The organism is Cronobacter sp. HA18003 (assembly GCF_011605905.1).
Taxonomy (GTDB): Bacteria; Pseudomonadota; Gammaproteobacteria; order Enterobacterales; family Enterobacteriaceae; genus Cronobacter; species Cronobacter sakazakii.
The window spans coordinates 20,639-46,319 of record NZ_JAANQO010000029.1; the positions used below are offsets into that span (position 1 = coordinate 20,639).

General features: G+C 58.5%; 25 protein-coding genes. 9 read left to right on the plus strand and 16 right to left on the minus strand.

The window, feature by feature from the left end; all coding sequences use genetic code 11:
• Positions 1-406: 406 nt before the first annotated feature.
• Positions 407-2,668 (minus strand): 5-methyltetrahydropteroyltriglutamate--homocysteine S-methyltransferase, encoded by a 2,262-nt coding sequence (metE, locus tag G6041_RS20975; protein ID WP_012126033.1) that lies wholly within the window; start codon positions 2,666-2,668, stop codon positions 407-409.
• Positions 2,669-2,992: 324 nt separating this feature from the next.
• Here metE and metR point away from each other — a divergent pair, with 324 nt between their 5' ends.
• Positions 2,993-3,946 (plus strand): HTH-type transcriptional regulator MetR, encoded by a 954-nt coding sequence (gene metR, locus G6041_RS20980; protein ID WP_012126034.1) that lies wholly within the window; start codon positions 2,993-2,995, stop codon positions 3,944-3,946.
• Here the strand turns inward: metR and G6041_RS20985 are convergent.
• From G6041_RS20985 to pldB, 3 genes are all read right to left on the minus strand, one after another.
• Positions 3,834-4,733 (minus strand): carboxylate/amino acid/amine transporter, encoded by a 900-nt coding sequence (locus G6041_RS20985; protein ID WP_038878811.1) that lies wholly within the window; start codon positions 4,731-4,733, stop codon positions 3,834-3,836. The genes metR and G6041_RS20985 overlap by 113 nt on opposite strands.
• 111 nt (positions 4,734-4,844) lie before the next feature.
• Entirely contained in the window at positions 4,845-5,645 is an 801-nt protein-coding gene (yigL, locus tag G6041_RS20990) for a sugar/pyridoxal phosphate phosphatase YigL (protein WP_004388405.1), read from the minus strand.
• Positions 5,646-5,694: 49 nt separating this feature from the next.
• Complete coding sequence (gene pldB, locus G6041_RS20995) at positions 5,695-6,687, minus strand: lysophospholipase L2 (protein ID WP_004388406.1); 993 nt, start codon at positions 6,685-6,687, stop codon at positions 5,695-5,697.
• A 109-nt stretch (positions 6,688-6,796) separates the two neighbouring features.
• On the opposite strand from pldB, the gene rhtB reads away from it, so the two are divergent.
• Positions 6,797-7,417, plus strand: a complete 621-nt coding sequence (rhtB, locus tag G6041_RS21000) for a homoserine/homoserine lactone efflux protein (protein ID WP_004388407.1) — start codon at positions 6,797-6,799, stop codon at positions 7,415-7,417.
• Here the strand turns inward: rhtB and rhtC are convergent, their stop codons facing one another.
• The 3 genes from rhtC to pldA form a co-directional block, all read right to left on the minus strand.
• Positions 7,418-8,038, minus strand: coding sequence for a threonine export protein RhtC (gene rhtC, locus G6041_RS21005; RefSeq protein ID WP_012126036.1), 621 nt, complete (start codon positions 8,036-8,038; stop codon positions 7,418-7,420).
• Between the two features lie 59 nt (positions 8,039-8,097).
• Positions 8,098-9,927 carry an ATP-dependent DNA helicase RecQ gene (gene recQ, locus G6041_RS21010; RefSeq protein ID WP_007872621.1) on the minus strand — a complete coding sequence of 610 codons (1,830 nt, stop codon included), beginning with the start codon at positions 9,925-9,927 and terminating at the stop codon, positions 8,098-8,100.
• Between the two features lie 67 nt (positions 9,928-9,994).
• The gene (pldA, locus tag G6041_RS21015) at positions 9,995-10,864 is read right to left on the minus strand and encodes a phospholipase A (RefSeq protein ID WP_012126037.1); all 870 of its coding nucleotides are present in this window, start codon (positions 10,862-10,864) and stop codon (positions 9,995-9,997) included.
• 180 nt (positions 10,865-11,044) lie between these two features.
• Between pldA and yigI the strand changes: the two genes are divergently transcribed.
• The 4 genes from yigI to G6041_RS21035 all read left to right on the plus strand — a co-directional run bounded on the left by yigI (position 11,045) and on the right by G6041_RS21035 (position 13,501).
• On the plus strand, positions 11,045-11,515 hold the full coding sequence (yigI, locus tag G6041_RS21020; RefSeq protein ID WP_004388411.1) for an acyl-CoA thioesterase YigI: 471 nt from the start codon (positions 11,045-11,047) through the stop codon (positions 11,513-11,515).
• Between the two features lie 52 nt (positions 11,516-11,567).
• Positions 11,568-12,461 carry an EamA family transporter RarD gene (gene rarD / locus G6041_RS21025; protein ID WP_007853847.1) on the plus strand — a complete coding sequence of 298 codons (894 nt, stop codon included), beginning with the start codon at positions 11,568-11,570 and terminating at the stop codon, positions 12,459-12,461.
• Positions 12,462-12,650: 189 nt separating this feature from the next.
• Entirely contained in the window at positions 12,651-13,037 is a 387-nt protein-coding gene (locus G6041_RS21030; RefSeq protein ID WP_012126039.1) for a hypothetical protein, read from the plus strand.
• A 59-nt stretch (positions 13,038-13,096) separates the two neighbouring features.
• On the plus strand, positions 13,097-13,501 hold the full coding sequence (locus G6041_RS21035) for a DUF2628 domain-containing protein (RefSeq protein ID WP_041460626.1): 405 nt from the start codon (positions 13,097-13,099) through the stop codon (positions 13,499-13,501).
• A gap of 56 nt (positions 13,502-13,557) precedes the next feature.
• On the opposite strand, the gene corA is transcribed toward G6041_RS21035, so the two are convergent.
• From corA to lptM, 8 genes are all read right to left on the minus strand, one after another.
• A complete protein-coding gene (gene corA / locus G6041_RS21040; RefSeq protein ID WP_004388415.1) occupies positions 13,558-14,508 on the minus strand; it encodes a magnesium/cobalt transporter CorA in 951 nt (316 codons plus the stop codon).
• A gap of 152 nt (positions 14,509-14,660) precedes the next feature.
• Positions 14,661-14,717: a YsgD/CorL family protein gene (gene ysgD / locus G6041_RS21705; RefSeq protein ID WP_350338730.1), complete on the minus strand. Its 57-nt coding sequence runs from the start codon at positions 14,715-14,717 to the stop codon at positions 14,661-14,663.
• 271 nt (positions 14,718-14,988) lie between these two features.
• On the minus strand, positions 14,989-17,151 hold the full coding sequence (gene uvrD / locus G6041_RS21045) for a DNA helicase II (protein ID WP_004388416.1): 2,163 nt from the start codon (positions 17,149-17,151) through the stop codon (positions 14,989-14,991).
• Positions 17,152-17,290: 139 nt separating this feature from the next.
• The gene (gene yigB, locus G6041_RS21050) at positions 17,291-18,007 is read right to left on the minus strand and encodes a 5-amino-6-(5-phospho-D-ribitylamino)uracil phosphatase YigB (RefSeq protein WP_012126041.1); all 717 of its coding nucleotides are present in this window, start codon (positions 18,005-18,007) and stop codon (positions 17,291-17,293) included.
• Entirely contained in the window at positions 18,007-18,912 is a 906-nt protein-coding gene (gene xerC / locus G6041_RS21055) for a tyrosine recombinase XerC (protein ID WP_012126042.1), read from the minus strand. The genes yigB and xerC overlap by 1 nt, the downstream gene beginning before the upstream one ends.
• Entirely contained in the window at positions 18,909-19,613 is a 705-nt protein-coding gene (locus G6041_RS21060) for a DUF484 domain-containing protein (RefSeq protein WP_012126043.1), read from the minus strand. The genes xerC and G6041_RS21060 overlap by 4 nt, the downstream gene beginning before the upstream one ends.
• Complete coding sequence (dapF, locus tag G6041_RS21065) at positions 19,610-20,434, minus strand: diaminopimelate epimerase (RefSeq protein WP_007780118.1); 825 nt, start codon at positions 20,432-20,434, stop codon at positions 19,610-19,612. The genes G6041_RS21060 and dapF overlap by 4 nt, the downstream gene beginning before the upstream one ends.
• Positions 20,435-20,466: 32 nt before the next feature.
• Entirely contained in the window at positions 20,467-20,670 is a 204-nt protein-coding gene (gene lptM / locus G6041_RS21070) for an LPS translocon maturation chaperone LptM (RefSeq protein WP_004388423.1), read from the minus strand.
• Between the two features lie 166 nt (positions 20,671-20,836).
• On the opposite strand from lptM, the gene cyaY reads away from it, so the two are divergent.
• Complete coding sequence (gene cyaY, locus G6041_RS21075; protein WP_007704482.1) at positions 20,837-21,157, plus strand: iron donor protein CyaY; 321 nt, start codon at positions 20,837-20,839, stop codon at positions 21,155-21,157.
• On the opposite strand, the gene cyaA is transcribed toward cyaY, so the two are convergent.
• Entirely contained in the window at positions 21,158-23,704 is a 2,547-nt protein-coding gene (gene cyaA, locus G6041_RS21080; RefSeq protein ID WP_004388425.1) for a class I adenylate cyclase, read from the minus strand.
• Between the two features lie 282 nt (positions 23,705-23,986).
• On the opposite strand from cyaA, the gene hemC reads away from it, so the two are divergent.
• Both hemC and hemD read left to right on the plus strand, forming a co-directional pair.
• Complete coding sequence (hemC, locus tag G6041_RS21085) at positions 23,987-24,928, plus strand: hydroxymethylbilane synthase (protein WP_012126045.1); 942 nt, start codon at positions 23,987-23,989, stop codon at positions 24,926-24,928.
• Positions 24,925-25,665: a uroporphyrinogen-III synthase gene (gene hemD, locus G6041_RS21090; RefSeq protein WP_012126046.1), complete on the plus strand. Its 741-nt coding sequence runs from the start codon at positions 24,925-24,927 to the stop codon at positions 25,663-25,665. The genes hemC and hemD overlap by 4 nt, the downstream gene beginning before the upstream one ends.
• Positions 25,666-25,681 lie beyond the last annotated feature (16 nt).

The following is a 25,681-nucleotide window of genomic DNA, read 5'->3' on the forward strand; positions in this document are numbered from 1 at the left end:
GGAAACCGGGCGTTTTTTGGTGGCGCGGTGGGTGCGCTGCGCTTACCCACCCTACAAAATCACAAACCGCATCACACCGTTTTCTGCGGGTTGCGGTGGGTGCGCTACGCTTACCCACCCTACAAAATCACAAACCGCATCACACCGTTTTCTGCGGGTTGCGGTGGGTGCGCTGCGCTTACCCACCCTACAAAGTCACAAACCGCATCACACCGTTTTCTGCGGGCTTCGGTGGGTGCGCAGGGCTTACCCACCCTACAAAATCATAAACCACACCACACCGTTTTTTCCGGGCTGCGGTGGGTGCGCTGCGCTTACCCATCCTACGTATGACCCACCCTACGCAACGCATAACTGGCCTTATCGTAGGGCGGGTAAGCGTCGCGCACCCGCCATCACAAAACCGTTACGCCTGACGCAGGTTCTGCGCCGCTTTCACCATGTTGGCGAGCGCCGCGCGGGTCTCCGGCCAGCCGCGGGTTTTCAGGCCGCAATCCGGGTTCACCCACAAACGCTCCTGCGGAATGCGCTGCGCGGCTTTCTTCAGCAGCGCTTCAATCCACGCCACGTCCGGCACGTTCGGCGAGTGGATATCATATACGCCCGGCCCGATTTCATTCGGGTATTCAAACTCCTCAAACGACTCCAGCAGCTCCATATCTGAACGTGACGTTTCGATGGTGATCACGTCCGCATCCAGCGCGGCGATAGAATCCATGATGTCGTTGAACTCGCAATAACACATATGAGTGTGGATCTGCGTGTCGTCCTTCGCGACCGCCGCGTTCAGGCGGAACGCCTCCACGCCCCAGGCGAGATACGCGTCCCAGTCGCTGCGCTTGAGCGGCAACCCTTCACGCAGCGCCGGTTCGTCAATCTGGATGATGCCGATGCCCGCGGCTTCGAGATCCGCCACTTCATCACGCAGCGCCAGCGCAATCTGTTTGGCGATAGTTTCGCGCGAGACATCCTCACGCGGGAACGACCAGCAGAGAATAGTCACCGGACCGGTCAGCATGCCTTTCACCGGTTTGTCGGTCAGCGACTGCGCGTACTTCGCCCACTCGACGGTGATCGGCGCCGGGCGGCTGATGTCGCCGATAACGACCGGCGGCTTCACGCAGCGGGAGCCGTAGCTCTGCACCCAGCCGTTCTGGGTAAAGACAAAGCCATCAAGGTGCTCGCCGAAATACTCCACCATGTCGTTACGCTCGGCTTCGCCGTGCACCAGCACATCGAGACCCAGACGCTCCTGCTCGGCGATCGCCTGCTTAATGTGTTCGGCGATACCGGTGCGGTAGTTCGCCGCATCGAGATTGCCCTTTTTGAAATCCAGGCGCAGGCCGCGAATTTCGGTCGTCTGCGGGAACGAGCCGATGGTGGTGGTCGGCCAGGCTGGCAGGTTAAAGCGGGCGCGCTGCGCTTCGGCGCGTACCGGATACGCATGGGCGCGCTGGCTGTCCTGCGGCGTAATGGCCTTAAGGCGCTGTTCCACCGCCGGGTTATGTACGCGGGCCGAGTGTTTACGGGCCTGAATCGGCGCGCTCCACTGCTCGATTTTTGTTGTGTCGCCGCTGTTCAGCGCATCGCGCAGCAGCGCCAGCTCTTCGCATTTTTGCAGCGCAAAGGCGAACCAGCTTTTCACTTCCGCATCCAGACGCGTTTCGACGCTCAGGTCGATAGGGCTGTGCAGCAGCGAGCAGGACGAGCCCACCCACAGCTCACGTTGGCCTGCGATCGCTTTCAGTTGGGCGTATTTTTCGGTGAGATCGGCGCGCCAGACGTTGCGGCCATTGATAACGCCCGCGGAGAGTAACCACTCCTGCGGCAGGCGGCGATGCAGTTCGTTGACATCGTCATGGCCATGAACCAGATCGACATGCAGCCCCTGCACCGGCAGCGCGGTGATGGTATCGAGATTATCACTCACGCCTTCAAAATAGGTGGTGAGCAGCAGTTTGGTCTGGCCTTTCAGCGCCTCGTAGGCCGGTTTAAACGCGTCCAGCCACGCCTGCGGCAGCTCCAGCACCAGCGCCGGTTCATCGATTTGCACCCACTGAATGCCACGTTTCGCAAGCTCGGCGATCACCTGCTGGTAGACCGGCAGAATGTCGTTAAGCAGGGAAAGACGATCGAACTGTTCGCCCTTCACTTTGCCAAGCCACAGGTACGTGACCGGGCCGAGCAGTACCGGTTTAACGTGATGGCCGAGCGCCAGCGCTTCGTCGACTTCATCCAGCAGTTGCGTCCAGGTGAGGCTGAACTGCTGGCCTTTGGTGAATTCCGGCACCATGTAGTGATAGTTGGTGTTAAACCATTTGGTCATTTCAGCGGCGGCGGCAGGTTCGCCGGTCGGCGCGCGGCCACGGCCGATGCGGAACAGCGTATCGATATCCACCGTGCCGTCCGCATTCTGGTGGCGCGCCGGCACGTTGCCGAGCAGCAGGCTGGTGGTCAGAACATGATCGTACCAGGCGAAGTCACCCACCGGCAGCAGATCGATGCCCGCCGCTTTTTGTTGTTCCCAGTGACGGGCGCGCAGTTCGCGGCCCACCGCCAGTAATTCTTCACGGGTGCTTTTGCCCGCCCAGTAGCTCTCTTGCGCTTTTTTCAGCTCGCGACGCAGGCCGACGCGGGGAAAACCGAGGGTGTGGTTATGGATAGTCATGATGTTCTGCCTCTCTTAAGAATGAATCCCGTGTCAGGAGATGAATCTGTTCGTTTTATCTGCTCGTCTAATTAATTAATCCGTATGTATTTCGGATTCTCCCCGAGGAGGAGAACTCTAAATAATTCGGCTTGCAGAAAGGCGGCGACGCAGCGAGTCCCCAAGAGCTTACTCCAGTAAGTGACTGGGGCGAGCGAGGAAAGCCAACGCATCTGCAAGTCGAATTATGACGAGTTTGGACGTCCAGATGTTTACACATCCATAATTGGCAGTTACTGTATATTCCTCAAGCGCAAATTATTCATGCTGAAGTGAAGGACATTCATGATCGAGATAAAACACCTGCGAACGCTTCAGGCGCTGCGTAATTGCGGCTCACTGGCGGCGGCGGCGGCATCGCTGCATCAGACCCAATCCGCGCTTTCACACCAGTTCAGCGATCTGGAGCAGCGCCTCGGCTTCCGGTTATTCGTGCGTAAGAGCCAGCCGCTGCGCTTCACGCCGCAGGGCGAGATCCTGTTACAGCTGGCAGCCCAGGTGTTGCCGCAGATAAGCCGCGCATTGCAGGCGTGCAATGAACCGCAACAGACCCGCCTGCGCATCGCGATTGAGTGTCATAGCTGTATTCAGTGGCTGGCCCCGGCGCTGGAGGCGTTTCGTAAACGCTGGCCGCAGGTGGAGATGGATTTCAAATCGGGCGTGACGTTTGATCCGCAGCCTGCGCTGCAGCAGGACGAACTCGATCTGGTGCTGACGTCAGACATTCTGCCGCGCAGCGGCCTGCACTATTCGCCGATGTTTGATTTTGAAGTGCGTCTGGTGGTGGCGCCCGATCATCCGCTGGCGACCAAAACGCAGGTGACGCCGGAGGATTTCGCCAGCGAAACTTTGCTGATTTACCCGGTGCAGCGCAGTCGTCTCGACGTCTGGCGTCACTTTTTACAGCCGGCGGGCGTCAGTCCGACGCTGAAAAGCGTGGATAATACGCTGCTGCTTATCCAGATGGTGTCGGCGCGCATGGGCATCGCCGCGCTGCCGCACTGGGTGGTGGAGAATTTCGAGCGTCAGGGGCTGGTGGTCACACGTGCGCTGGGCGAAGGATTATGGAGTCGGCTGTACGCTGCGGTGCGCGATGGCGAGCAGCGTCAGCCGGTGACGGAGGCGTTTATTCAGCAGGCGCGTCAGCACGCCTGTGATTCCCTTCCGTTTGTGCGGAGCGCGGCGCGACCCAGCGTCGGTGGACCCACAGAGAAGCCACTATCACCGCTCCCCCAATGATAAAGCTCGGCCAGTGGGGCTGCTGCTGCCAGATGGCGAGGTTAACCAGCAGCCCGGCGGGCACATGCATGTTATTCATGATGCCGAGCGTACCGGCGTCCACCTGCGTGGCACCATAGTTCCACATAAAGTAGCCAAGCCCCGAGGCCGCCACGCCAAGCCACACCAGAATGCCCCATTGCAGGCCGGTGGTCGGCAGTTTCTGTGGGTTGCCGAGCGCGAACCAGGCGATAACCGCCACCACGAACGCGCCGAGATAGAACCACGAAAACGCGCTGTGCTGCGGCATCGGATGCGTCTCCATCAGGCGTTTATAGCCCACCATCCCGATAGCGAAGCTGATATTCGCCAGCTGTACCAGCAGCAGCCCGGTCCAGAAGTGATCGCTCACTTTGTCATAGCGAATAATCGCCGCGCCGATAACCGCAAGCCCGGCGCTTAATGCATAGCCCCAGCGCAGCCGACGGCGGCTCAGCAGATCGTAAATCAGCGTGATATAGAGCGGCGTAAGCACCGTAAACAGCAGGAACTCCGAGACGGTCAGATAGAGATACGCCCGGAAACTCAGCAGGTACGTCACGCCCAGCTGCAGTGCGCCCACCACCATATAGAGCGCCAGCGTCTTCAGGCTCTGCCCGCGCGCGCGTAAGAACGGCAGGAAAACCAGCGCCGCCAGCCCGACGCGCATCAATACTGAGAAGTAGCTGTCTACATGGCCCGCCAGGTATTCGCCAATCAGGCTAAAAGAGAACGCCCACAGGATAGTGGTGATGATGAGTAACGCCACAATGATCATCTCAACAGAAAACAAGACGGGCATTGTAGCGAAGGCGCTGGCGAAAAGTTGCACTATTTGGTTGACAAGTGGTTATCGATAAACCACTTGTCACCCGGATGGTTAATCCAGAAACAGTTTACGCAGGTAGTGTGGAACGGCATCTTCAGCGTTAGTGCCGATGACTTCCAGCTCCGGCAGCAGATCTTTCAGGCGCTGGTGCGCGTTGCCCATGATGCAGCCTTTGCCTGCCATGGAGAGCATCTCCGCGTCGTTCATCCCGTCGCCGAACGCGATGCAGGACTCCAGCCCAAAGCCCATCGCTTTGGCAACCGCCTCCAGCGCGTGGCCTTTGGAGACGCCGCCCGCCATCACTTCAAGGCAGGTGAGCGTCGAAAAACTCACGTTAACACGATCGCCCCAGCGGGCGTTGATGGCCTGCTCCAGCGGCAGCAGCTTTTCGTGGACGTCACAAGTGAAGAAGACTTTGCTGACGCCCTGCGGCTCCAGCAGCGCTGGTTCAAAGAGCGAATATTTAAAAACCGCCTCTTTAAAATATTTCAGCTCGTCCGGGCGCTCGCGGCTCATAAACCATTCGTCGTCGCGATAGACGTTAGTGATGATATCGGGATTATCGCGCACCACGCCGAACAGATCGGCGGCGATATCGGTATCAAGGTTATGGGTAAACACCAGATTGCCGTCGGTGTCGTGCACCCGCGCGCCGTTGGAGGTGATCATATAAGCCTTGATCTCAAGGCCGTCGCGGATCTGGCCGACATCGATATGGTGGCGGCCAGTGGCGAACACAAAGTTCACGCCGCGGGCAGTCAGTAATTTGAGCGTTTGTTTGGCAAACGGCGTCAGTGCATGGTCAGGGGCTAAGAGTGTGCCGTCTAAATCAGACGCAACGACCTGATACATAATAAAAACAACCTCTGGTGGAGCGACCGAACGCTCCGGTCGCGAGTAATCAGTTATGCTCGTCGAAAAAATCGACAATGGCATTCAGCGCTTCGGCGCGCATAGCGTCCTGCTCAAACAGGATCTCATGGTACGCACCTTTGATGACGTAAGGTTTACCCCCCCAACACGGGTGGCCCGCCGCGGCGCGAAGTTCACAGAAGCGGTCGTGCGAGCGGTTATCCACCACACGTTCCAGCTCTGCCTGGAGTAACAATAGCGGCGTGGTGCTGTCGGTGGCCCCCGCCAGCACCTGTTCTCCTGCCTGGATGCCTTCCCGCACCCAGTGATACGTAGGCCCGCCGACGCGCAGCTGCGGTTCATCGGCGTAAAAACGCAAATTGCGCCGGTAGCGCTCGTGGCTGTGCGTCAGCATGTTGAGGCTGAAGGGCAGCGGTCGCCAGCGTCCGGTGCCAATGGCGTAACCATCGCGCAGCGACGGGTACTCTTCCGCCCAGTCGAGGATCGAGCGCAGCATCCAGTCCGGCAGACGGATAATAATGCCGAACATCGGGGCGCAGAGCGCCACGGCATCAAACGCTTTTGGGTTACGCAGCAGAAACAGCGTGCCAATCGCGCCCCCCATCGAATGCGCCAGCAGATAGCGTTTCCGCCACGGGCCGGTCGCGACCTCCTGCTGCCAGAAACGCTCGAAATCATCGACATAATCGCTGAAATTCACCACGTGCCCGCGGTGGGTATCTTCCAGCAGCCGCCCGGAACGCCCCTGCCCGCGGTGGTCGATAATCAGCACATCAAACCCGCAGTGGAACAGATCGTATGCCAGTTCCGCATACTTAACGTAGGTTTCGATGCGGCCGGGGCAGACGACAATAACGCGATCGTGGTTTTCCGCACGAAAACGCACAAAGCGCACCGGAATATCATCCACGCCCAAAAACTCATCTTCTTCGCGCTGTTGCCAGAAATCTGTCAGCGCACCCATGGTGAACGCCGCGAATCCGGCTTCCCGTGAAAACCAACTGTTCCTGTGTCTGGTCATGGTCCTTATTGCTCCGCATCCACGCCTGTCCGGGCTTTTTTGTGATTCGTAGCACATACCTCAACAATAGCGTATTGTGGCATAAAAGTGCGCAATCAGGGAGCTTCGCATGACCTTCGAGTGGTGGTGTACCTACCTTCTGACGACCCTTATTCTCAGCCTCTCGCCGGGTTCTGGCGCCATCAACACGATGAGCACCGCCATCAGTCATGGCTATCGCGGTGCAGCGGCGTCTATCGCCGGGCTACAGACCGGTCTTGCGCTGCATATCGTGCTGGTTGGTATTGGTTTAGGCGCGCTGTTCTCCCGCTCCCTGATGGCCTTTGAAATCCTGAAATGGGCGGGTGCCGCGTACCTTATCTGGCTTGGCATTCAGCAGTGGCGCGCGGCGGGCGCCATCGATCTCAACGCGCTCGCGCAGAGCCAGCCGCGCAGCAGACTGTTTAAACGCGCGGTGTTTGTGAATCTCACCAACCCGAAAAGCATCGTGTTTCTCGCCGCGCTCTTTCCGCAGTTTATCGTGCCGCACCAGCCGCAGGCGATGCAGTATGTAGTGCTCGGGGTAACGACTATCGTGGTGGATATTATCGTGATGATTGGTTACGCGACGCTTGCGACAAGAATTCGCGGATGGATCAAAGGCCCGCATCAGATGAAGGCCTTAAATAAAATCTTTGGTTCGCTGTTTATGCTGATTGGCGCGCTGCTTGCCACCGCGCGCCGCGCCTGATTAGCGAGAGATAATGAGATGGATGCCGAAGCCGGTGAACAGCGCGCCGGCGGTGCCGTCGATCCACTTCGCCAGACGCTGATAGCCCTGGCGCATTTTCGGCAGCGCGAAGACGCTCGCCACCAGCGCAAACCACGCGAAAGTCTCCAGCGCTATCAGCACGAAAATGCCCCAACGCGCGCTGGTGCCGACGCTGTCGCTGACAAACAGTGAAAAAACGCTGCCGAAGTAGATAACCGCTTTCGGGTTCGCCAGGTTGGTCAACATTCCTTTCAGAAAACTGCGCCCGCGCGCCGCCAGCTCAACTTGCGGCGTCTCGCCCGTCGGCGCGCTTTTCTTCAGCGCGCCACGCAGCATCTGATAACCCATCCAGCAGAGATAAAGCCCGCCGCCCACCACAATGATGTTATGCAGCCAGGCCATTTTTTCGAGGATCAGGTGCAGGCCGAGCAGCGCTACGCCGGACCACACCATGACGCCTGCGGTAATGCCCAGCACGCCCATCAGCGCCTCTTTGCGCGAGCGGCTGGCTGCGGTTTGCGAGACAAAAAAGAAGTCGGGGCCGGGGCTTGCCAGCGCCACCAGATGTACCATCGCGACGGTAAAGAACAGCGTTAACATAGAGGTTTGCCAGGTCGGAATCAGAGAACATTCATCCTGGCATGTTTAGGCGGGGCTGACTACTCTTCGTCGTCGCCGTCAACGTGCTCGCGGATGAGCGTCATAAACGGCCTGCCGAAGCGCTCCAGTTTACGGGTGCCGACGCCGTTAATGCCGAGCATTTCGCCGGGGCTGAGCGGCATTTGCTCGGCCATTTCAATCAGCGTCGCGTCGTTAAAGACGACATACGGTGGAATGTTTTCTTCGTCGGCGATGGCCTTACGCAGTTTGCGCAGTTTCGCAAACAGCTTGCGGTCGTAATTGCCGCCGTACGATTTTTGCGCCACGCGCGGTTTGAGCGCCGCGACGCGCGGCACCGCCAGCATCAGCGGCGCTTCGCCACGCAGGAACGGGCGCGCGGCTTCGGTCAACTGCAACGCCGAGTGCTGCGCAATGTTCTGCGTCACCACGCCCAGATGGATAAGCTGGCGGATAACGCTGACCCAGTGCTCCTGGCTCTGATCGCGCCCGATGCCGTACACCTTGAGCTTGTCGTGGCCCAGTTCGCGGATGCGCTGGTTATTCGCGCCGCGCAACACTTCCACCACATAGCCCATCCCGAAGCGCTGCTCCACGCGCGCGATAGCCGACAGCGCTTTTTGCGCATCCACCAGGCCATCGTAGCGGCGCGGCGGATCGAGACAGATATCGCAGTTGCCGCACGGTGCCTGACGCCCTTCGCCGAAATAGTTCAGCAGCACCAGACGGCGGCAGGTTTGCGCCTCGGCGAACGCGCCCATCGCGTTTAGCTTGTGACGCTCGATATCCTGCAGCGGGCCAGGCGCTTTTTCTTCCAGACAGCGGCGCAGCCACGCCATATCCGCCGGATCGTAAAACAGCATCGCTTCGGCAGGCAGGCCGTCGCGCCCGGCGCGACCCGTCTCCTGATAGTAGGATTCAATATTGCGGGGAATATCGAAGTGCACGACAAAGCGCACGTTGGGTTTGTTGATGCCCATACCGAACGCTACGGTCGCCACCACAATCTGTAAATCGTCGCGCTGGAATTTCTCCTGCACCGACGCGCGCACCTCATGCTCAAGGCCTGCGTGGTAGGCGGCGGCGCTGATGCCGCGGCTTTGCAGACGCGCGGCGGTGTCTTCCACTTTGGCGCGGCTGTTGCAGTAGATAATGCCGGATTTGCCGCGCTGCTCCTGCACATAGCGCATCAGCTGATCGAGCGGTTTGAATTTTTCCATCAGCATGTAGCGGATGTTCGGGCGGTCGAAACTGCTGATTTCAATCAGCGGATCGTCAAGGCCCAGAAGACGCACGATATCGCGCCGCGTCGTGTCATCCGCCGTCGCGGTGAGCGCCATAAACGGCACCGCCGGGAAACGCGCGCGCAGCTGGCCGAGCGCCGCGTATTCCGGGCGGAAATCGTGGCCCCACTGGGAGATACAGTGCGCCTCATCCACCGCCACCATCGCCAGATCCCAGTAGCCCAGCGTGTCGATGAAGTTATCCATCATCAGTCTTTCCGGCGCGATGTAGAGCAGGCGCACCTGGCCGGTACGACAGCCCGCCAGCACCGCCTGCTGCTCCTCGCGGCTCTGCGTCGAATTGAGGCACGCCGCGGCCACGCCGTTCGCCAGAAGCTGATCGACCTGGTCTTTCATCAGAGAAATCAGTGGAGAAACCACGATGGTCAGGCCGGTTTTCACCAGCGCCGGGATTTGATAACACAGCGATTTGCCGCCGCCGGTGGGCATCACCACCAGGCAGTCGCGCCCTTCAAGCACCGCGTCGATAATGGTGGCCTGGCCTGGACGGAACTGCTGATAGCCAAAGGTTTCCTGTAAAACCTGCTTAGCCAGCGTTTCCTGACTGTAAACTTCCGCCTGCGCCACACTCACTCCAGATACTGAAAATAAAACAGGCGCTATTTTCAGCGCCTGCGTCGGAAACTGCAATGCCTCAGAAGAGATCGTTAAGCATAACCCCAAAGCCAAAGCGCGTCTGGTTAAAGTTGTAATCAATTAACGATTCGCCGTAGCCGCTGTAGAGCTGGGTGTAGAGGCGCACGTGTTTCGTAATCGGGTAGCTCAGGCCAAGCTCCGCGCCGCCGTAACCGGTGTTCCAGTTATACTGGCCCTTCACGCTCCAGATAGCCTCGCCCCACTGGTAGCCCACCTTAAGCTGGTAGTAGCCCATATATTTGGTGATGTCCGGGTTGTCGTCGGTATTGCCCACCACATACCACGGCTTCACTTCCACCAGCCAGTCGCCATTCTGCGCCATCAGGCGCGTATAGAGACGGTTCCAGCTGCGGGAGGTTGGGTCCGAGCGGCCATTCGACTGGTGGTTATAGCCAAATTCCACATCGCGCAGCGTCCAGCCCGCCAGATCGTAGTCAGTCGCGAAGCCCAGGAACAGCTGCGGCTCATAGTTGGTCTCGCGAAACGGCGACGACTGGCCGCTGTTAGAGAGCTGCCACCAGGATTTCTGCGTATAGGAGCCGCCCAGTACCGAGTTCGGGCCCATAATCCCACGCCAGAACGGGAACGCCAGGCTCAGCTGGAATTTCACTTCGTCTTTACGCGCGTCATCCGCCCAGTCGTAAGACTTAATGGCTTCTTTATTGAGATCGTCGGTCACGGTGTAGAGCAGGTAGTTGCTCTCGTACGGGTAAAGCGTAAACGGGTTATCGTGATCCTGAAGCAGGTTGGCGATGATGCTGCCGCGAACGGCAGGCGCATCATGCACCTCTTTAATCGTCGCTTCCTGTGCTAATGCTGTGCATGGCAGCAACGTTGCCGCCATAAACCAACCCAGAAACGTGCGCATTTGGCAGTGTTCTCCTGAACGAATATTTCGATGGTGAATTATTATCCGGCAGACATTCTACATATTTATTTCGCGTCTGCTTAGTCCTGCTTTCTTAAACTGGAAAGCAACAAATGGGAAGCATAAAATCAACATTCATTTAACCTTATGTGCCCACTCTATTTGGACGAGGAAACCATCATGTCCGCAACCCTGCTGACCCCGGAAGCAGCCCTGCAACTGGTCGGCGAAATCTTTGTTTATCACATGCCGTTTAACCGTGCCCTGGGGCTGGAACTGGAACGTTACGAAAAAGAATATGCTCAGCTCGCCTTTAATAATCAGCCGATGCTGGTGGGCAACTGGGCGCAAAGCATTCTGCACGGCGGGGCGATTGCGTCGGCGCTCGACGTGGCGGCGGGCCTGGTGTGTGTCGGCAGCACGCTGACGCGTCATGACAGTATCAGCGAAGAAGAATTGCGCCAGCGGCTCTCCCGGATGGGCACGATTGATATGCGCGTCGACTATCTGCGGCCCGGCCGCGGCCAGCGCTTTACCGCCTCCAGCACGCTGCTGCGCGCGGGCAATAAAGTGGCGGTGGCGCGCGTCGAATTACATAACGAAGAGCAGGTCTATATCGCCAGCGCCACGGCCACCTACATGGTAGGGTAAGTCGCGCAATACTGATAAACTGCTCACACTTTTCTCATACCACGAGTTTCACATGGATGCTAAGCAGACGCGTCAGGGCGTGTTCTTTGCGCTTGCCGCTTATTTTATCTGGGGCATTGCCCCCGCGTATTTCAAACTGATTCAGGCGGTTCCGGCCGATGAAATTCTGACGCACCGCGTTATCTGGTCCTTCTTTTTTATGCTGGCGCTCATCAGCCTGAGCCGCCAGTGGGGATCGGTGAAGCGGCTGTTCGCCACGCCGAAAAAAGTCTTTAGTCTGGCGCTCAGCGCCGTGCTGGTGGGCGGCAACTGGCTGCTGTTTATCTGGGCGGTGAATAATCATCACCTGCTGGAAGCGAGCCTCGGTTATTTCATTAATCCGCTGGTCAACGTGCTTTTGGGGATGATTTTCCTCGGCGAGCGTTTTCGCCGGATGCAGTGGCTGGCGGTGCTGCTGGCAGCCTGCGGCGTACTGGTGCAACTCTGGACGTTCGGCTCGCTGCCGGTTATCGCGCTGGGCCTCGCGTTTAGCTTCGCGTTCTATGGGCTGGTGCGTAAAAAGATCATGGTCGACGCCCAGACCGGCATGCTGATGGAAACCCTCTGGCTGCTGCCGGTTGCGGCGATTTATCTGTTCGGCATCGCCGACAGCCCGACCAGCCATATGGGCAGCAATCCGTGGTCGCTGAATCTGCTGCTGATGGCGGCCGGTGTGGTGACGACCATTCCGCTGCTCTGCTTTACCGCGGCCGCGACGCGCCTGCGCCTCTCCACGCTTGGATTTTTCCAGTATATCGGCCCGACGCTGATGTTCCTGCTGGCGGTCGTTTTTTACGGCGAAGTGCCGGGGCCGGATAAAATGGTTACCTTCGGGTTTATCTGGCTGGCGCTGGCGATATTTATTATGGACGCGCTTTATACCCAACGGCGTTTACGCCAGCATTAATAAAGACTTTTATAACAGGGCGTTACTGACGCCCTGTTATCTTTCCTTACACCAAATAATCCTGTTTCTCACCTACTGATATTAGCCGGGACGCGCGCCTTGCAACCCGATGCCCCTTACCTATAATCCGGCCTTTATGCATTACGCCATCTGCTGTTTCGTGATAACAGAGGCGCAAAAGGTATTTTCATGTCAGCCCTGTTTGCTTTCTTTTTCCCGCCGCGCACGGCCACCCTGCGCCGTCTGCCTTATCTGGGATGGCTGTTCGGTTTGCTGTTCGGTCTGGGCCTGCTACTTGCGATTATGCCTGACGATGTGGCGCTGGCTCTCTTTTTAATGGCTCTCTTGCTCTATTACCGCGCCGGTGCGCTGCGTGCCCGCGACGCCGGTTTGAAAGCGCGGCGTTACCTTCTGCTTTCGCTGGCCATGTTTCTCATTGGGTTTGGGCTGGCCTGGCTGCGTGATTTCGGCGCGGACAGCATGCCGTTCATGAAATTCGGCTGGGGTTTTCAGGTAATAATGACGCTGCTCTTACTGGCCGCCCCGTCGCATCAAACAGTGACAAAGACCACATAATATCGGGCGGCATCGTCGCCCGAATCAACGACTATTTCAGGCGTAAAGGAGCCTTACTGATGTCCCATATGGAAAACGACAAAAAGAATTACGACTACATGGCCGATCCGAAATTAAGCGACAAGTGGAAATTTCGCTTTAAGTTCATTGAAGATCACGGTTATCCGGCCGTGCTGGTTCCAACGCCCGCGTGGCGTGACGCGCTGAAAAAAATGAGCATTAAGGAACGTCTGACAGTATCCCTTAATTTCATCACCTATTTTTTCAGCTTCATCTATCTGGCCATTCTGGGGCTGTGGAAGAAAAGTATTATTTGCGTGCTGGCCATCTTTGTCGTTGCAATTATCAGCGACCTGCTGAATATGAGGTCGCTGATATATATCGTCCCGTTCTATTTCGCCTGTCGCACCAACGTCTGGTATTACGATCTTAAAGTCAAAGGCAAGCATGACTGGAGCCTGTAAGGTTCCGCGCCTTGCCCTGTAAAAAAAGCCTCTTCATAGAAGAGGCTTTTTTATTTTTATAACCAGTTCTTACGCTTGAAGTAGAGATAAGGCGCCAGCCCCGCCAGCAGCATCGCGACAATCGCGCCGGGGTAGCCATAGCTCCAGTGCAGCTCGGGCATAAACTCGAAGTTCATTCCGTAGCTGGAGGCCACCAGCGTCGGCGGCAGGAAGACCACGGACACCACCGAGAAGATTTTGATAATGCGGTTCTGCTCGATGTTGATAAAGCCCATCGCCGCCTGCATCAGGAAGTTCACCTTCTGGAACAGCGATTCGTTATGCGGCAGCAGGGATTCGATATCGCGCAGGATCTCACGCGCCTGCTCCAGCTGACCGCCCGGCAGACGCGCCTTGCGCACCAGGAAGTTTAGCGCGCGCTGGGTATCCATCAGGCACAGACGCACTTTCCAGCCGGTATCCTCCAGCTCAGCCAGCGTCGAGAGCGCCTCGTCATATTCATCGCCCTGATGCCCTTCCATAATGACGCGGCTCAGGTTTTCGAGATCGCTGTAGATGTTTTCTATCTCGTCCGCCAGCTGTTCGATTTTCGTTTCAAAGAGATCGAGCAGCAGTTCGTAGGCGTTGCCGTCCATCATCGACTGGCTGCGCGCGCGCATGCGGTACAACCGAAACGCCGGCAGCTCGCGCTCGCGCAGCGTAAACAGCCGCCCGTTACGAATGGTGAACGCCACGGTGGAGTTGCCGCCGTGATCTTCCGCGTCTTCATAAAAGAAAAACGAGTGAATATGCAGCCCGTCTTCATCTTCGAAGAAGCGGGCGGAGGCTTCGATATCCTCCAGTTCCGGGCGTGTCGCCAGGCTTTGGCCAAGTTCCGTTTGCACGCGCTGTCGTTCGCTCTCTTCCGGCTCCACCAGGTCAACCCAGATGGAATCTTTCAGCGAAACGGCCTCGTCAACTTCGAGGCGGGACAGTTTGTTATTTTCCAGTTGAAATGCGCTCAGCATGACCGGGACTCCCAAAAAAACAAATTCTGGACAGTTCGGTTGGGCACACAGAAACAGATTGGGTTTCAGACCATTAAACAGCCTGACTCAGCGCGACGGGAGAGAAAACGGTCGCTGACAACCACTAAGGCCATCAGCGTAAGAGGATAGCCTTAGGAGTTGTTCCTGTTTGACAGGTTTTTGAGCCAGCATCTACTGGGTGTGTCCAAGGCGAATGTCCTCTTAGCGTAATCGTGGGCGCATGTTACGCCACCAAAAATTAGGCGTCAACACGTACACTTAAGATAAAACACCTCAATGTTTGACAAGAATTATAGTGCCTGAGAGCGCCTTTTGCCGGACCGTTTTCGCGCTCCGCTTCCTGCCATTCCCGGGCGATTATCGCCGCGCCAGATGACAGAAAATCCAGCGCGCGATGAAGAAATAAAAAAGCCGCCGACGCGACGCGCCAGCGGCCTGAGTGCCCTGCACAGAAAGACGTCAGACGGTTTCGAGGCGCGCGTAAGCGGCCACCAGCCATTTAATGCCCTGACCGTTGAACGCCACCTGCAACCGGCTATGTTCGCCGCTGCCTTCGAGATTTACGATGGTGCCTTCACCGAATTTCGGGTGGCGCACGCGCTGGCCAAGCTTATAACCGGAGTCGTTCTGCGCTATCGGCGCGCCCAGCTGCTTATGGCTGACCGGACGGCTCACGCTCGCGCGCAGGCGCACTTCTTCCACACAGCCTTCCGGCAACTCAGCGATAAACCGCGACGGACGGTGATACGCCTCTTTGCCGTACAGTCGACGGGTTTCCGCATAGGTGAGCGTCAGCTTCTGCATGGCGCGGGTAACGCCCACATAGGCCAGGCGTCGCTCCTCTTCCAGACGCCCGCCTTCATCGAGCGACATCTGGCTTGGGAACATCCCCTCTTCCATCCCGACGATAAACACCTGCGGGAATTCCAGCCCTTTGGCGGAGTGCAGCGTCATCAGCTGCACCGCGTCCTGCCAGGCGTCGGCCTGCCCTTCGCCCGCTTCCAGCGCGGCGTGGGACAAAAACGCCTGCAGCGGCATCAGATCTTCGTCTTCTTCGTTGTAGCTGAACTGGCGCGTCGCCGTCACCAGTTCTTCTAAGTTTTCGATACGCGCCTGGCCCTTCTCGCCTTTTTCCTGCTCGTACATCAGCCACAGGCCGGAATCTTTAATTACCCGGTCAGTCTGCACGTGCAGCGGCATATCGATGGTTTCATGCGCCAGCGCTTCGATAAGCTCAAGGAAACGCTGCAAAGCGCTGGCGGCGCGGCCGGCCAGGGCTTTCTCCTGCAACAGCTGGCGGCACGCCTGCCAGAGCGTCAGTTGACGATCGCGGGCGGTCTGGCGCACGACATCCAGCGTGCGGTCGCCGATGCCGCGCGTCGGCGTATTCACCACGCGCTCAAAGGCCGCGTCGTCGTTACGGTTGGCGATAAGACGCAGGTAAGAGAGCGCGTCTTTGATCTCCTGGCGTTCGAAGAATCGCATGCCGCCGTAGATGCGATACGGCATGCTCGCCTGTAACAGCGCCTCTTCCAGCACGCGCGACTGGGCGTTGCTGCGATAGAGAATGGCGCAATCCTGCAACGCGCCGCCGTTCTCCTGCCATACCTTGATGCGGTTGACCACAAAGCGCGCTTCATCCAGCTCGTTGAACGCGCAGTAGAGAGAGATAGGCTCGCCGTCGCTGCCGTCGGTCCACAGCTCTTTACCAAGACGCCCGGCGTTATTGGCGATCAGGGCGTTCGCGGCGTTAAGAATATTGTTGGTGGAGCGGTAGTTTTGTTCGAGACGAATGGTCTGCGCGCCCGGAAAGTCATTCAGGAAGCGCTGAATATTCTCCACCTGCGCGCCGCGCCAGCCGTAAATCGACTGGTCATCGTCACCCACGATCATCACTTTGCCGGTGTCGCCCGCCAGCAGGCGGATCCAGGCGTACTGAATGCCGTTGGTGTCCTGGAACTCATCCACCAGAATATTGGTGAAGCGCTCGCGGTAGTGATTAAGGATATGCGGTTTGTTAAGCCACAGCTCATGGGCGCGCAGCAGCAGCTCGGCGAAATCCACCAGCCCCGCGCGGTCGCACGCTTCCTGATACGCCTGATACACCTTCTGCCAGGTCTGCTCTACCGGGTTGCCGTAGCTCTGAATATGGTGCGGGCGCAGGCCGTCATCTTTTTTGCCGTTGATGTACCACATCGCCTGGCGCGGCGGCCACTGCTTCTCGTCGAGGTTCATCGCTTTGATAAGACGCTTAAGCAGACGCAGCTGATCTTCGCTGTCGAGGATCTGGAAATCCTGCGGCAGGTTGGCGTCCATATGGTGTGCGCGCAGCAGGCGATGGGCGAGACCGTGGAACGTGCCGACCCACATGCCGCCCTGGCTGGTGCCCATCAGCTGGCCGATGCGGTGGCGCATCTCCGCCGCCGCTTTGTTGGTAAAGGTCACCGCCATGATGGAGTACGGCGAACAGTTTTCTACCATCATCAGCCAGGCGATACGATGCACCAGCACGCGCGTCTTTCCGCTGCCCGCGCCCGCCAGCACCAGCATATTGCTGCGCGGCGCGGCTACGGCTTCGCGCTGTTTATCGTTAAGGCTGTCGAGCAGGTAAGAAACGTCCATTGATTGGCACCGCCGCGTTAAAAACAGAAAAAACACAAAACGCCCGCAGGCGTCTCGCTAACCAGGCTGACGGGATATCAGGCAGCGATACACATGCCGCCTGCCGAAAAACCTGGAATTATATACAGAGTAGTGATGATTATATCAGCGAGGTCAGGGATGCCAACCGCGAAATCTCCAGATGCGGCAACAAGCGGCTGTCATCTATCTGCATCAGGTCGCCATCGAGCAGGTTTATCCAGCACGCCTGCACGCCGGAGCGGATAGCGCCCGCCACGTCGGTAGTCAGGTCATCGCCCACGTGCAGAATAGCCTCGGGCGCGACGCCAAGCTTCTGCGCGGCCAGATGATACATATCGCTGTACGGCTTGGCGCGGCCGTGCGGCCCGGCGCGCAACACAAACTGAAACAGGCCGCCCAGGCCGAACTGTTCCGGCTCGGCGTTACCGTTGGTGATGGCCACCAGCGGCCACTTTTTCGCGAGCTGCTGCAACGCCTCAAGATTTTCCTCAGGCACCTCGATGCGGCTGCGCCAGCGGGCGAAGTTCAGCATCGCCTCGTTCGCGCCTTCAGACGCCTCATGGGCAGAAAGCCCGGCCTCCAGCATCACCTGTTCAATAGCGCGCCGCCGCCATTCGGTCACATCGTGATAAATCTCCGGCTCCTGCTGGCGCAGCGCCGTTCGGGCGCGGTGCAAATCCGCGGCGGTGAACGCGCTGAGCCGCGGGTGATAGCGCTGCATAAACGCCAGCGTCTCTTGCTCGGTGCGGGCGATAACCGGACGGTTATCGTAGAGCGTATCGTCAAGATCGAACGTCAGGGCGGCAATCGCGCCCAGCGGACGGTAGAAGTACATTACGGTTTTCCTCGTCTGGCGCGTGGGTGCGCCGCGTCGTAGACCGAAGCCAGATGCTGGAAATCGAGATGCGTATAGATCTGGGTGGTCGAGAGATTGGCGTGGCCCAGCAGCTCCTGAACCGCGCGCAGATCGCCGCTGGATTCCAGCATATGTGTCGCGAAAGAGTGGCGCAGCTTATGCGGGTGAACATGACTGTTCAGCCCCTGTTTGATGCCCCACTCCGCAAAGCGTTTTTGCACGTTACGCGCCGAGATGCGTTTACCTTGCTTTGATAAAAATAGCGCGTCGTCGTCGGGGCCGAACAGCTCGCGCAGGTTCAGCCAGTGTTCAATCCAGGCAACCGCGCTGCGCCCTATCGGCAGGCGGCGCTCTTTGCTGCCTTTTCCCATCACCCAGACTTCACCACTGGTGAGATCGAGATGATTGCAGTCGATATTGACCAGTTCAGACAGACGCAGCCCGGCGCCGTACATGATTTCGAGCATCGCGCGATCGCGTACCGCCAGCGGATCGTTAAGATCGATATCCAGCAGCCGGTTGACGTCATCCACGTCGATGTTTTTCGGCAGATGGCGCGGGGTTTTCGGTGTGCTGACGCCTTTGGCCGGGTTCGCTTTTAGCTCGCCCTGGCTTACCTGCCAGTCGAAAAAGCTACGCAGCGCAGAGAGACGCAGCGCCAGGCTCGACGGCCCCAGTCCGGCGCGACGGCTGCGTACCGCGAGCGATCGAACCATCGCGGCGTCGCACTGCGCCCAGCTTTTAAGCCCCGCCTCGCCCGCCAGCCCGACAATCGCCGTCAGTTGCCGCTCGTAATTGAGCAGCGTCACCGGGCTTAACTGGCGCTCCACTTTCAGATAACGCAGAAAGCGCGCAATGGGCGGGTGCAGCGGCGAGTCGGTCATACGCGTTCAATCCAGCGGGCAAGAAGATCGGGCAGCATCAGCGACAGCTCATGCAGCAGTTGCGTGCCCTGCCCTTGTTGATAGTGCTGCGGGTCGCGGCTGCTGAAAATCAGTACGCCGAGCTCGCCATGTTCGCCAAGCAGCGACATCGCCACCGATCCGACGGCTTTCGCCTCCGGTAATACCACCAGCAGTTCCGGGCCGTTCAGCGTTCCCAGATAGTGCGTCTGCTGGCCAAGACGCTGGATACGCACCGGCTCAAACGCCTGACGCGACAGCGCCAGATGGGTAAAGCCGGAGGGCGCGCCAAGCCGCCAGCGCTCAGGGAACAGGCGAATGCTTGCGCCCGCAAGCCCCATATCGCGTGCCCAGCGGTTGAGCCGCTCCAGCATCTCCTGAAGACTGCCGGCGCAGGCGAGCCGCCCCTGCAATTTCAACAGGCGATAAAATAACCCTTCGTTGGCGCTCGCCTGTTCCATCAGCAACGTCATGTTTTCTTCCAGTTCGTTGATGTGGTTACGCGCGCGCGCCATGTGCCACTCCACCAGCGAAACCGTTCCGCGCACCGGGTGCGGCACGCGGATCTGCTCCACCATCGCGGCGTTGCGGATAAAAAAATCGGGATGGCGCAGCAGATAGTCGAGCACCGCGTCGTCATCAAGCGTTGCCAGCGTCTCCTGCTGTTCTCCAGCCTTACTCATAAGTGAATAAATCCATCATAAACGTGGGTGGCGGGGCCGGTCATAAAGAGCGGATTGCCAGGCCCTTTCCAGGCGATGTCGAGACGACCACCAGGCAAGTCGACGCGCACCTGCGCGGCCAGCAGCCCCTGCTGAATGCCGACCGCGACCGCGCCGCACGCGCCGCTGCCACAGGCCTGCGTTTCGCCCGCGCCGCGCTCAAACACGCGCAGCCGGATGTGTTCCGTATTCATCACCTGCATAAAACCGATGTTGGCGCGCTCCGGAAAGCGTTCATGGCTTTCCATTAGCGGCCCGAGCGTCTCCACCGGCGCGGTGGCGACGTCATCCACCTGAATCACGCAGTGCGGGTTGCCCATCGACACCACGCCGCACAGCACCGTTTGTTCGGCAGCGCGCATGATGTAGGTCTTCTCAGCTTTGTTGGCGCGAAACGGCACCAGCGACGGCTCGAAAACCGGCTCGCCCATGTTCACACGCACCTGCTCGTCTTCGTTGACGGTTAACACCATGCGGCCGTTCGCCGTGCTGACGCGGATTTCCCGCTTGTTGGTCAGCCCTTTGAGGCGCACGAAACGGGCGAAACAGCGCGCGCCGTTGCCGCACTGCGCCACTTCGCTGCCGTCGGCGTTAAAAATGCGGTAGTGAAAATCGAGATCGGGATCGTAGGGCGGTTCGACCACCAGCAGTTGATCGAACCCCACGCCCTGATGCCTGTCCGCCAGGCGGCGGATCATGTCAGGCGAAAAGAAGACGTTTTGCGTCACCGCGTCCACGACCATAAAGTCGTTACCCAGGCCATGCATTTTAGAGAACTGCATTGTTGTACTCCGTTTGCGCGGTTACGAGTCGGTTACTGCCTGCTGACCTGCGTCGGGCCATCGGTATCGCCACGGTTGTTGGTATCCGGGATGGTCGTCTCGGTTTGCTGTTCCGGCGCTTTCTGCGGCTGGGCTTTGCTGTCTGCTGGCGGGAAGTAAAGCGGGCCTTTCAGACCGCAACCGGTGAGGCTAAACAGGGTCAGCATCACTGCCAGAGAGCGAAAAATCGTTTTCATTTATCGGTGCCTGTTGTTCATTCATCTGTTTTCTATCATCGCAGGTGAAGATGCAAAAGCAAGAGTTTGCGTAACGCCGGATGACACAAAAGCCGTTCCGCCCGCCGGTTTCTATTCCCGGCTATTGCTTTTATACTGCCGCCATCGCGTACAACAGGAAACCAACATGAACGACAGTGAATTTCACCGCCTGGCCGACGGCCTGTGGATGACCATTGAAGAGCGTCTCGACGCGTGGGATGGCGACAGCGATATCGACTGCGAAATCAACGGCGGCGTGCTGACGCTCTCGTTTGAAAACGGCAGCAAAATCATTATCAACCGTCAGGAGCCGCTGCATCAGGTGTGGCTGGCGACCAAACAGGGCGGTTATCACTTCGATTATAAAAACGACGAATGGATTTGCGATCGCAGCGGTGAACGCTTCTGGGATCTGCTGGAAACCGCCGCCACGCAGCAGGCGGGCGAGGCGGTCAGCTTTCGTTAATCAGGACTGATATTGCTGTAACAGCGGCGTGGCGCTGTCGTCATCGTTGAGCGGCGTCACGGCTTTGATGGTCTGGGTGCGGAAGGGGATCACCTGCTGGCGGCCATCGACCTTCACAATCTGGTAGAACTGCGGCAGGTTAAAGTTGACGAAGCTTGAACCGTAGGTAAAGCGGTCATGCGATGACGAGTAGAACCGGCTGACGTCGCGCACCAGCTCCTCTTTGCTGCCTTCGCAGTGGTGATACACCTCGGCGCGGTTGCTTTCATCGAGAATATAGATGTTAAAGCCGTCGTCGTTGGTCTCTTCAAAGAAGAACTGAATAATCCCTTCGCTCGCAAAGCCATCGACCACCGACGGCAGTTCAACGTGATCGGTTTCCACCTGAACAGACAGACCGTGCAGTTTGTTATGCGAAATCGCGCCGTAAAACTCAATGGCGTTTTCCAGCTTCTGTACCGAGACGTTAAGCCGCTCGAAGAACAGGCCCCAGGTCTGGCCCGCCACGCGCAGCGCTTTGAAGCGGCCAGGCTCCAGACGCGTGCTGGAGAGACGAAACTCAATACACTCGGACACCAGTTGCTGCACGCGGGTACGGATAAGCCCGCGCAGATGCTGGCTATAGCAGAACACTTCGACGCTGTCCGGCGGCGCGGCGTCCTGATGCATTTTGCCAAGAATCGTTTTCAGCGCCTCGATCATCGCCTGTTCGCCGTTGAAATGCAGCGTACGCACTTCATTCCACGAGTTGCGATACAGCAGATCGATACTGCCGACCAGGCACTGCTGCTGCTCGCCAAAGCTGAAGACATCAAGCTTACGGAAATCGAAATGCACCACCTGATTGCGGAACGCCGTCGTCGGGTCATATTCCAGGTTGACGATGATCGCCAGATGGCGGATTTCGCACGGGCTGTAGAGCGCTTTTGGCGTCGGTGCCGGTAACCGCAGCGGGAAATGGTGCGACACATCCGCCACCAGTTCCTGGAGTTTCGGCAGGTCACAAATGCCGTTGCCCTTAATAAACAGGCGGGTGCGCGACGTCAGCAGGCCGTTAAACCACGCCCAGGCCACCAGCTTATTAAGATAACGGTTATATTCCAGCGGCTGATGGCTGATGATGGAATCCATGCTCGGCGCGCGGTTGTAGAGATACCACCCGGTGCGGTTGGCGCGGCCCGGCGGCACATGGATGAAGGTGAGCGTTGGCTCAGAGAGATCCGGCGAAATCTGCGGGTTCACCAGCGTCACTTTCCCCGGCAGCGCTTCAAACGCGGCATAGAGTTTGCGCGTCAGCACACCGATATCCTGCGGGCTTGCGGAGACGCTCAGGTTATTGCGGCGCGCGAAGCGGATCAGGTTACGGTAGCTCTGCATCATCGCATCGAGCAGCTCGTTATGCGCCTCGCGCACCTGGTCGATTTTCCAGTTGGCGCGATTATCAAGCATCGTCAGGCGCGCTTCATCCCAGCCCCACTCTTTCACCAGCTGGCTTACCACCTCGCGGCGCCAGCCCACACAAGCGCGCTCGCGGGAGAGTTTTTCGCACACTTTCAGATAGAAGCAGCGGCGCACGAGATCGAGGCGCGCGCTGTCGTCGATAGCCGTCAGATAGTGCGTGACGCGCTCCAGCATCATGCAGTAAGGATCGAGCCCGAACGAGACAATTTCGCCGTCGTGTAACCGCTGTTTGATATCTTTCGCGAGCAGGCGAGTGTTCGGATATTCCCAGGAATAGGCTTCCAGCAGCAGCGTTTTCAGCACGGCTTTATACGGGGAATCGATGCTTTTATAGAGCTGCCAGAGGCTCGCGCCGAAATATTCTTCGGCGGAAAGGGAGCTTAAGCCGCCCAGATCAAGCCATTCGTTTGGCGTCAGCACGCCCTGCGCGTAGAGCGTCATCACGTAGTCGTCGTAATGCTCTTCTTCGTCACACGGCACCATGTTCCAGAGAATACGTTTGCCGGCCATGCGTACGGCGGTGCGGTAGAACTCGTCCAGCAGCAAAATATGCTGCGTCGAGCCGCAGTCTTCGCCGCCGAGGCTACCGCTTTCGTTATGGCGGAAGCGGTTTTCATCAATCAGGAAGAAACTGACCTCAACGCCCAGCGACGCCGCCCAGCTTTCCAGCAGGCTGCATTTACGCTGCAGCAACTGGCGCTCGTCGTTATCAAGCCAGGCCTGATGGCAGACCCAGATGTCGAGATCGGACGAACAGCTCTGCCCCACAGAGGAGGTGCTGCCCATCGAATAGATGCCGGTAATCGGCAGTTCGCCCTGTACCGTTTGCTGTGCAGGCATGCCGCGCTGGGTTTCCAGCTCGTTCAGGTAGTGGCGTTGGGTTTCATCAGGCGTGTAGAGGCAAATGCCGTAGGGAACGTTACCTTCAAGGTAACCCGGCATCAGCGGATGGTGATAATGCAGTAATGTTGGCAGCAGACTGTAGACCTGTTGGAAAGCAGGCCCCATGGCAGCAAGCGCGCGATCCACACGCAATTGATTGATGGCATCCAGTCTCTGCTTCAGTGTCTCAATATAGAGGTACAAGACGTATCGCCTGATGGTTACAGAATGTAAACAGTGTTCACCGTTGTGTCGCCCTTGTGATTATGGTGTGACGGGCAAACAAATGGCTCAAAACGTGATCAATCTAACACCTTGTAGATTGACCGTAAAGAAAGATGCGCTACAGATAATTATAGCACCGTTCCCCTGCCCTTAGCGCCTTTCTGTGTGGCATCTGCACGCCGCGCCTCGCCGCCGTTTGACCTGACAGCCTTCCGCTAACAGTGGTAGGATGATCGGCAGACGACATTTACGGTATGAAGCATGTTAGACAATGTATTAAGAATTGCCACCCGCCAAAGTCCGCTGGCGCTCTGGCAGGCACAATATGTGAAGCAGCGGCTGGAGGCCTGTCATCCGGGTCTGACCGTTGAGCTGGTGCCGATGGTAACGCGCGGCGACGTCATCCTTGATACGCCGCTGGCGAAAGTGGGCGGCAAGGGACTGTTCGTGAAAGAACTGGAGCTCGCCATGCTGGATGGCCGCGCCGATATCGCGGTGCACTCCATGAAAGATGTGCCGGTTGAATTCCCGGAAGGGCTTGGGCTGGTCACCATCTGTGAACGCGAAGATCCGCGCGACGCCTTTGTGTCCAACCAGTATAAAAGCCTTGATGAAATGCCTGCGGGCAGCATCGTCGGGACATCGAGCCTGCGCCGTCAGTGCCAGATCGCCGCGCGCCGCCCGGATCTTATCATCCGTTCGCTGCGCGGGAATGTCGGGACGCGCCTGAGCAAACTCGATAACGGCGACTACGACGCCATTATTCTGGCGGTGGCAGGCCTCAAACGTCTGCAACTCGACGCGCGCATCACAAGCCCGCTCGCACCGGAAATTTCGCTGCCCGCCGTAGGCCAGGGCGCGGTCGGCATTGAGTGTCGCCTTGACGATACCCGCACTCGCGAACTGCTCGCGCCGCTCAATCACGAAGAGACCGCCGTGCGCGTGCGCGCCGAGCGCGCCATGAACACGCGTCTGGAAGGTGGCTGTCAGGTGCCTATCGGCAGCTATGCGGAACTGAGAGACGGCGAGCTGTGGCTGCGCGCGCTGGTGGGCGCGCCGGATGGCTCGCGTATCGTGCGCGGCGAACGCCGCGGCGCGCCAGAGGACGCACGCCAGCTTGGCATTTCGCTGGCGGAAGAGCTGTTAAACCACGGCGCGCGGGAGATCCTCGCCGACGTTTATCAGGGGGATGGCCCCGCATGACGATTCTGGTCACCCGCCCCTCTCCCGCCGGGGAGGAATTAGTGAGCCGCCTGCGCGCACTGGGGCAGGAGGCCTGGAGTTTTCCGCTGATCGAGTTCTGCCCTGGCCGGGAGTTGCCGCAACTGCCCGCGCTGCTCGACGCGCTCGCGCCGCACGATCTCCTCTTTGCGTTGTCGCAACACGCGGTGAGTTTTGCGAACGCGCACTTACAGCGTCTGGGGCAGCGCTGGCCTCGCGCCGTCGAAGCGTTCGCCATCGGGCGCACCACCGCGCTGGCGCTGCATCAGGTCAGCGGTTTGCACGTCCATTACCCGCGCGATCGGGAAATCAGCGAAGTCTTGCTACAATTACCTGAATTACAAAACGTTGCCGGTAAGCGTGCGCTTATCCTGCGCGGCAACGGCGGTCGCGAACTGTTAGGGGAAACCTTAACGGAGCGCGGCGCAACCGTGACGTTTTGCGAATGCTATCAACGTAGCGCGAAAATTTACGACGGCACCGAGGAAGCGCACCGCTGGCATACGCGCGGCATTACCACGCTGGTGGTGACGAGCGGCGAGATGCTGCGCCAGCTGCATGACCTGATGCCGCCGTGGTATCGCGAAAACTGGTTGCTGCGCTGTCGGCTGGTGGTCGTCAGCGAGCGTCTGGCGACGATTGCCAGGGAGCTTGGCTGGCAGAACATTCTGGTCGCTGATAACGCCGATAACGACGCGCTGCTGCGCGCGTTGCAATAACTTTTAAACGGGAAGC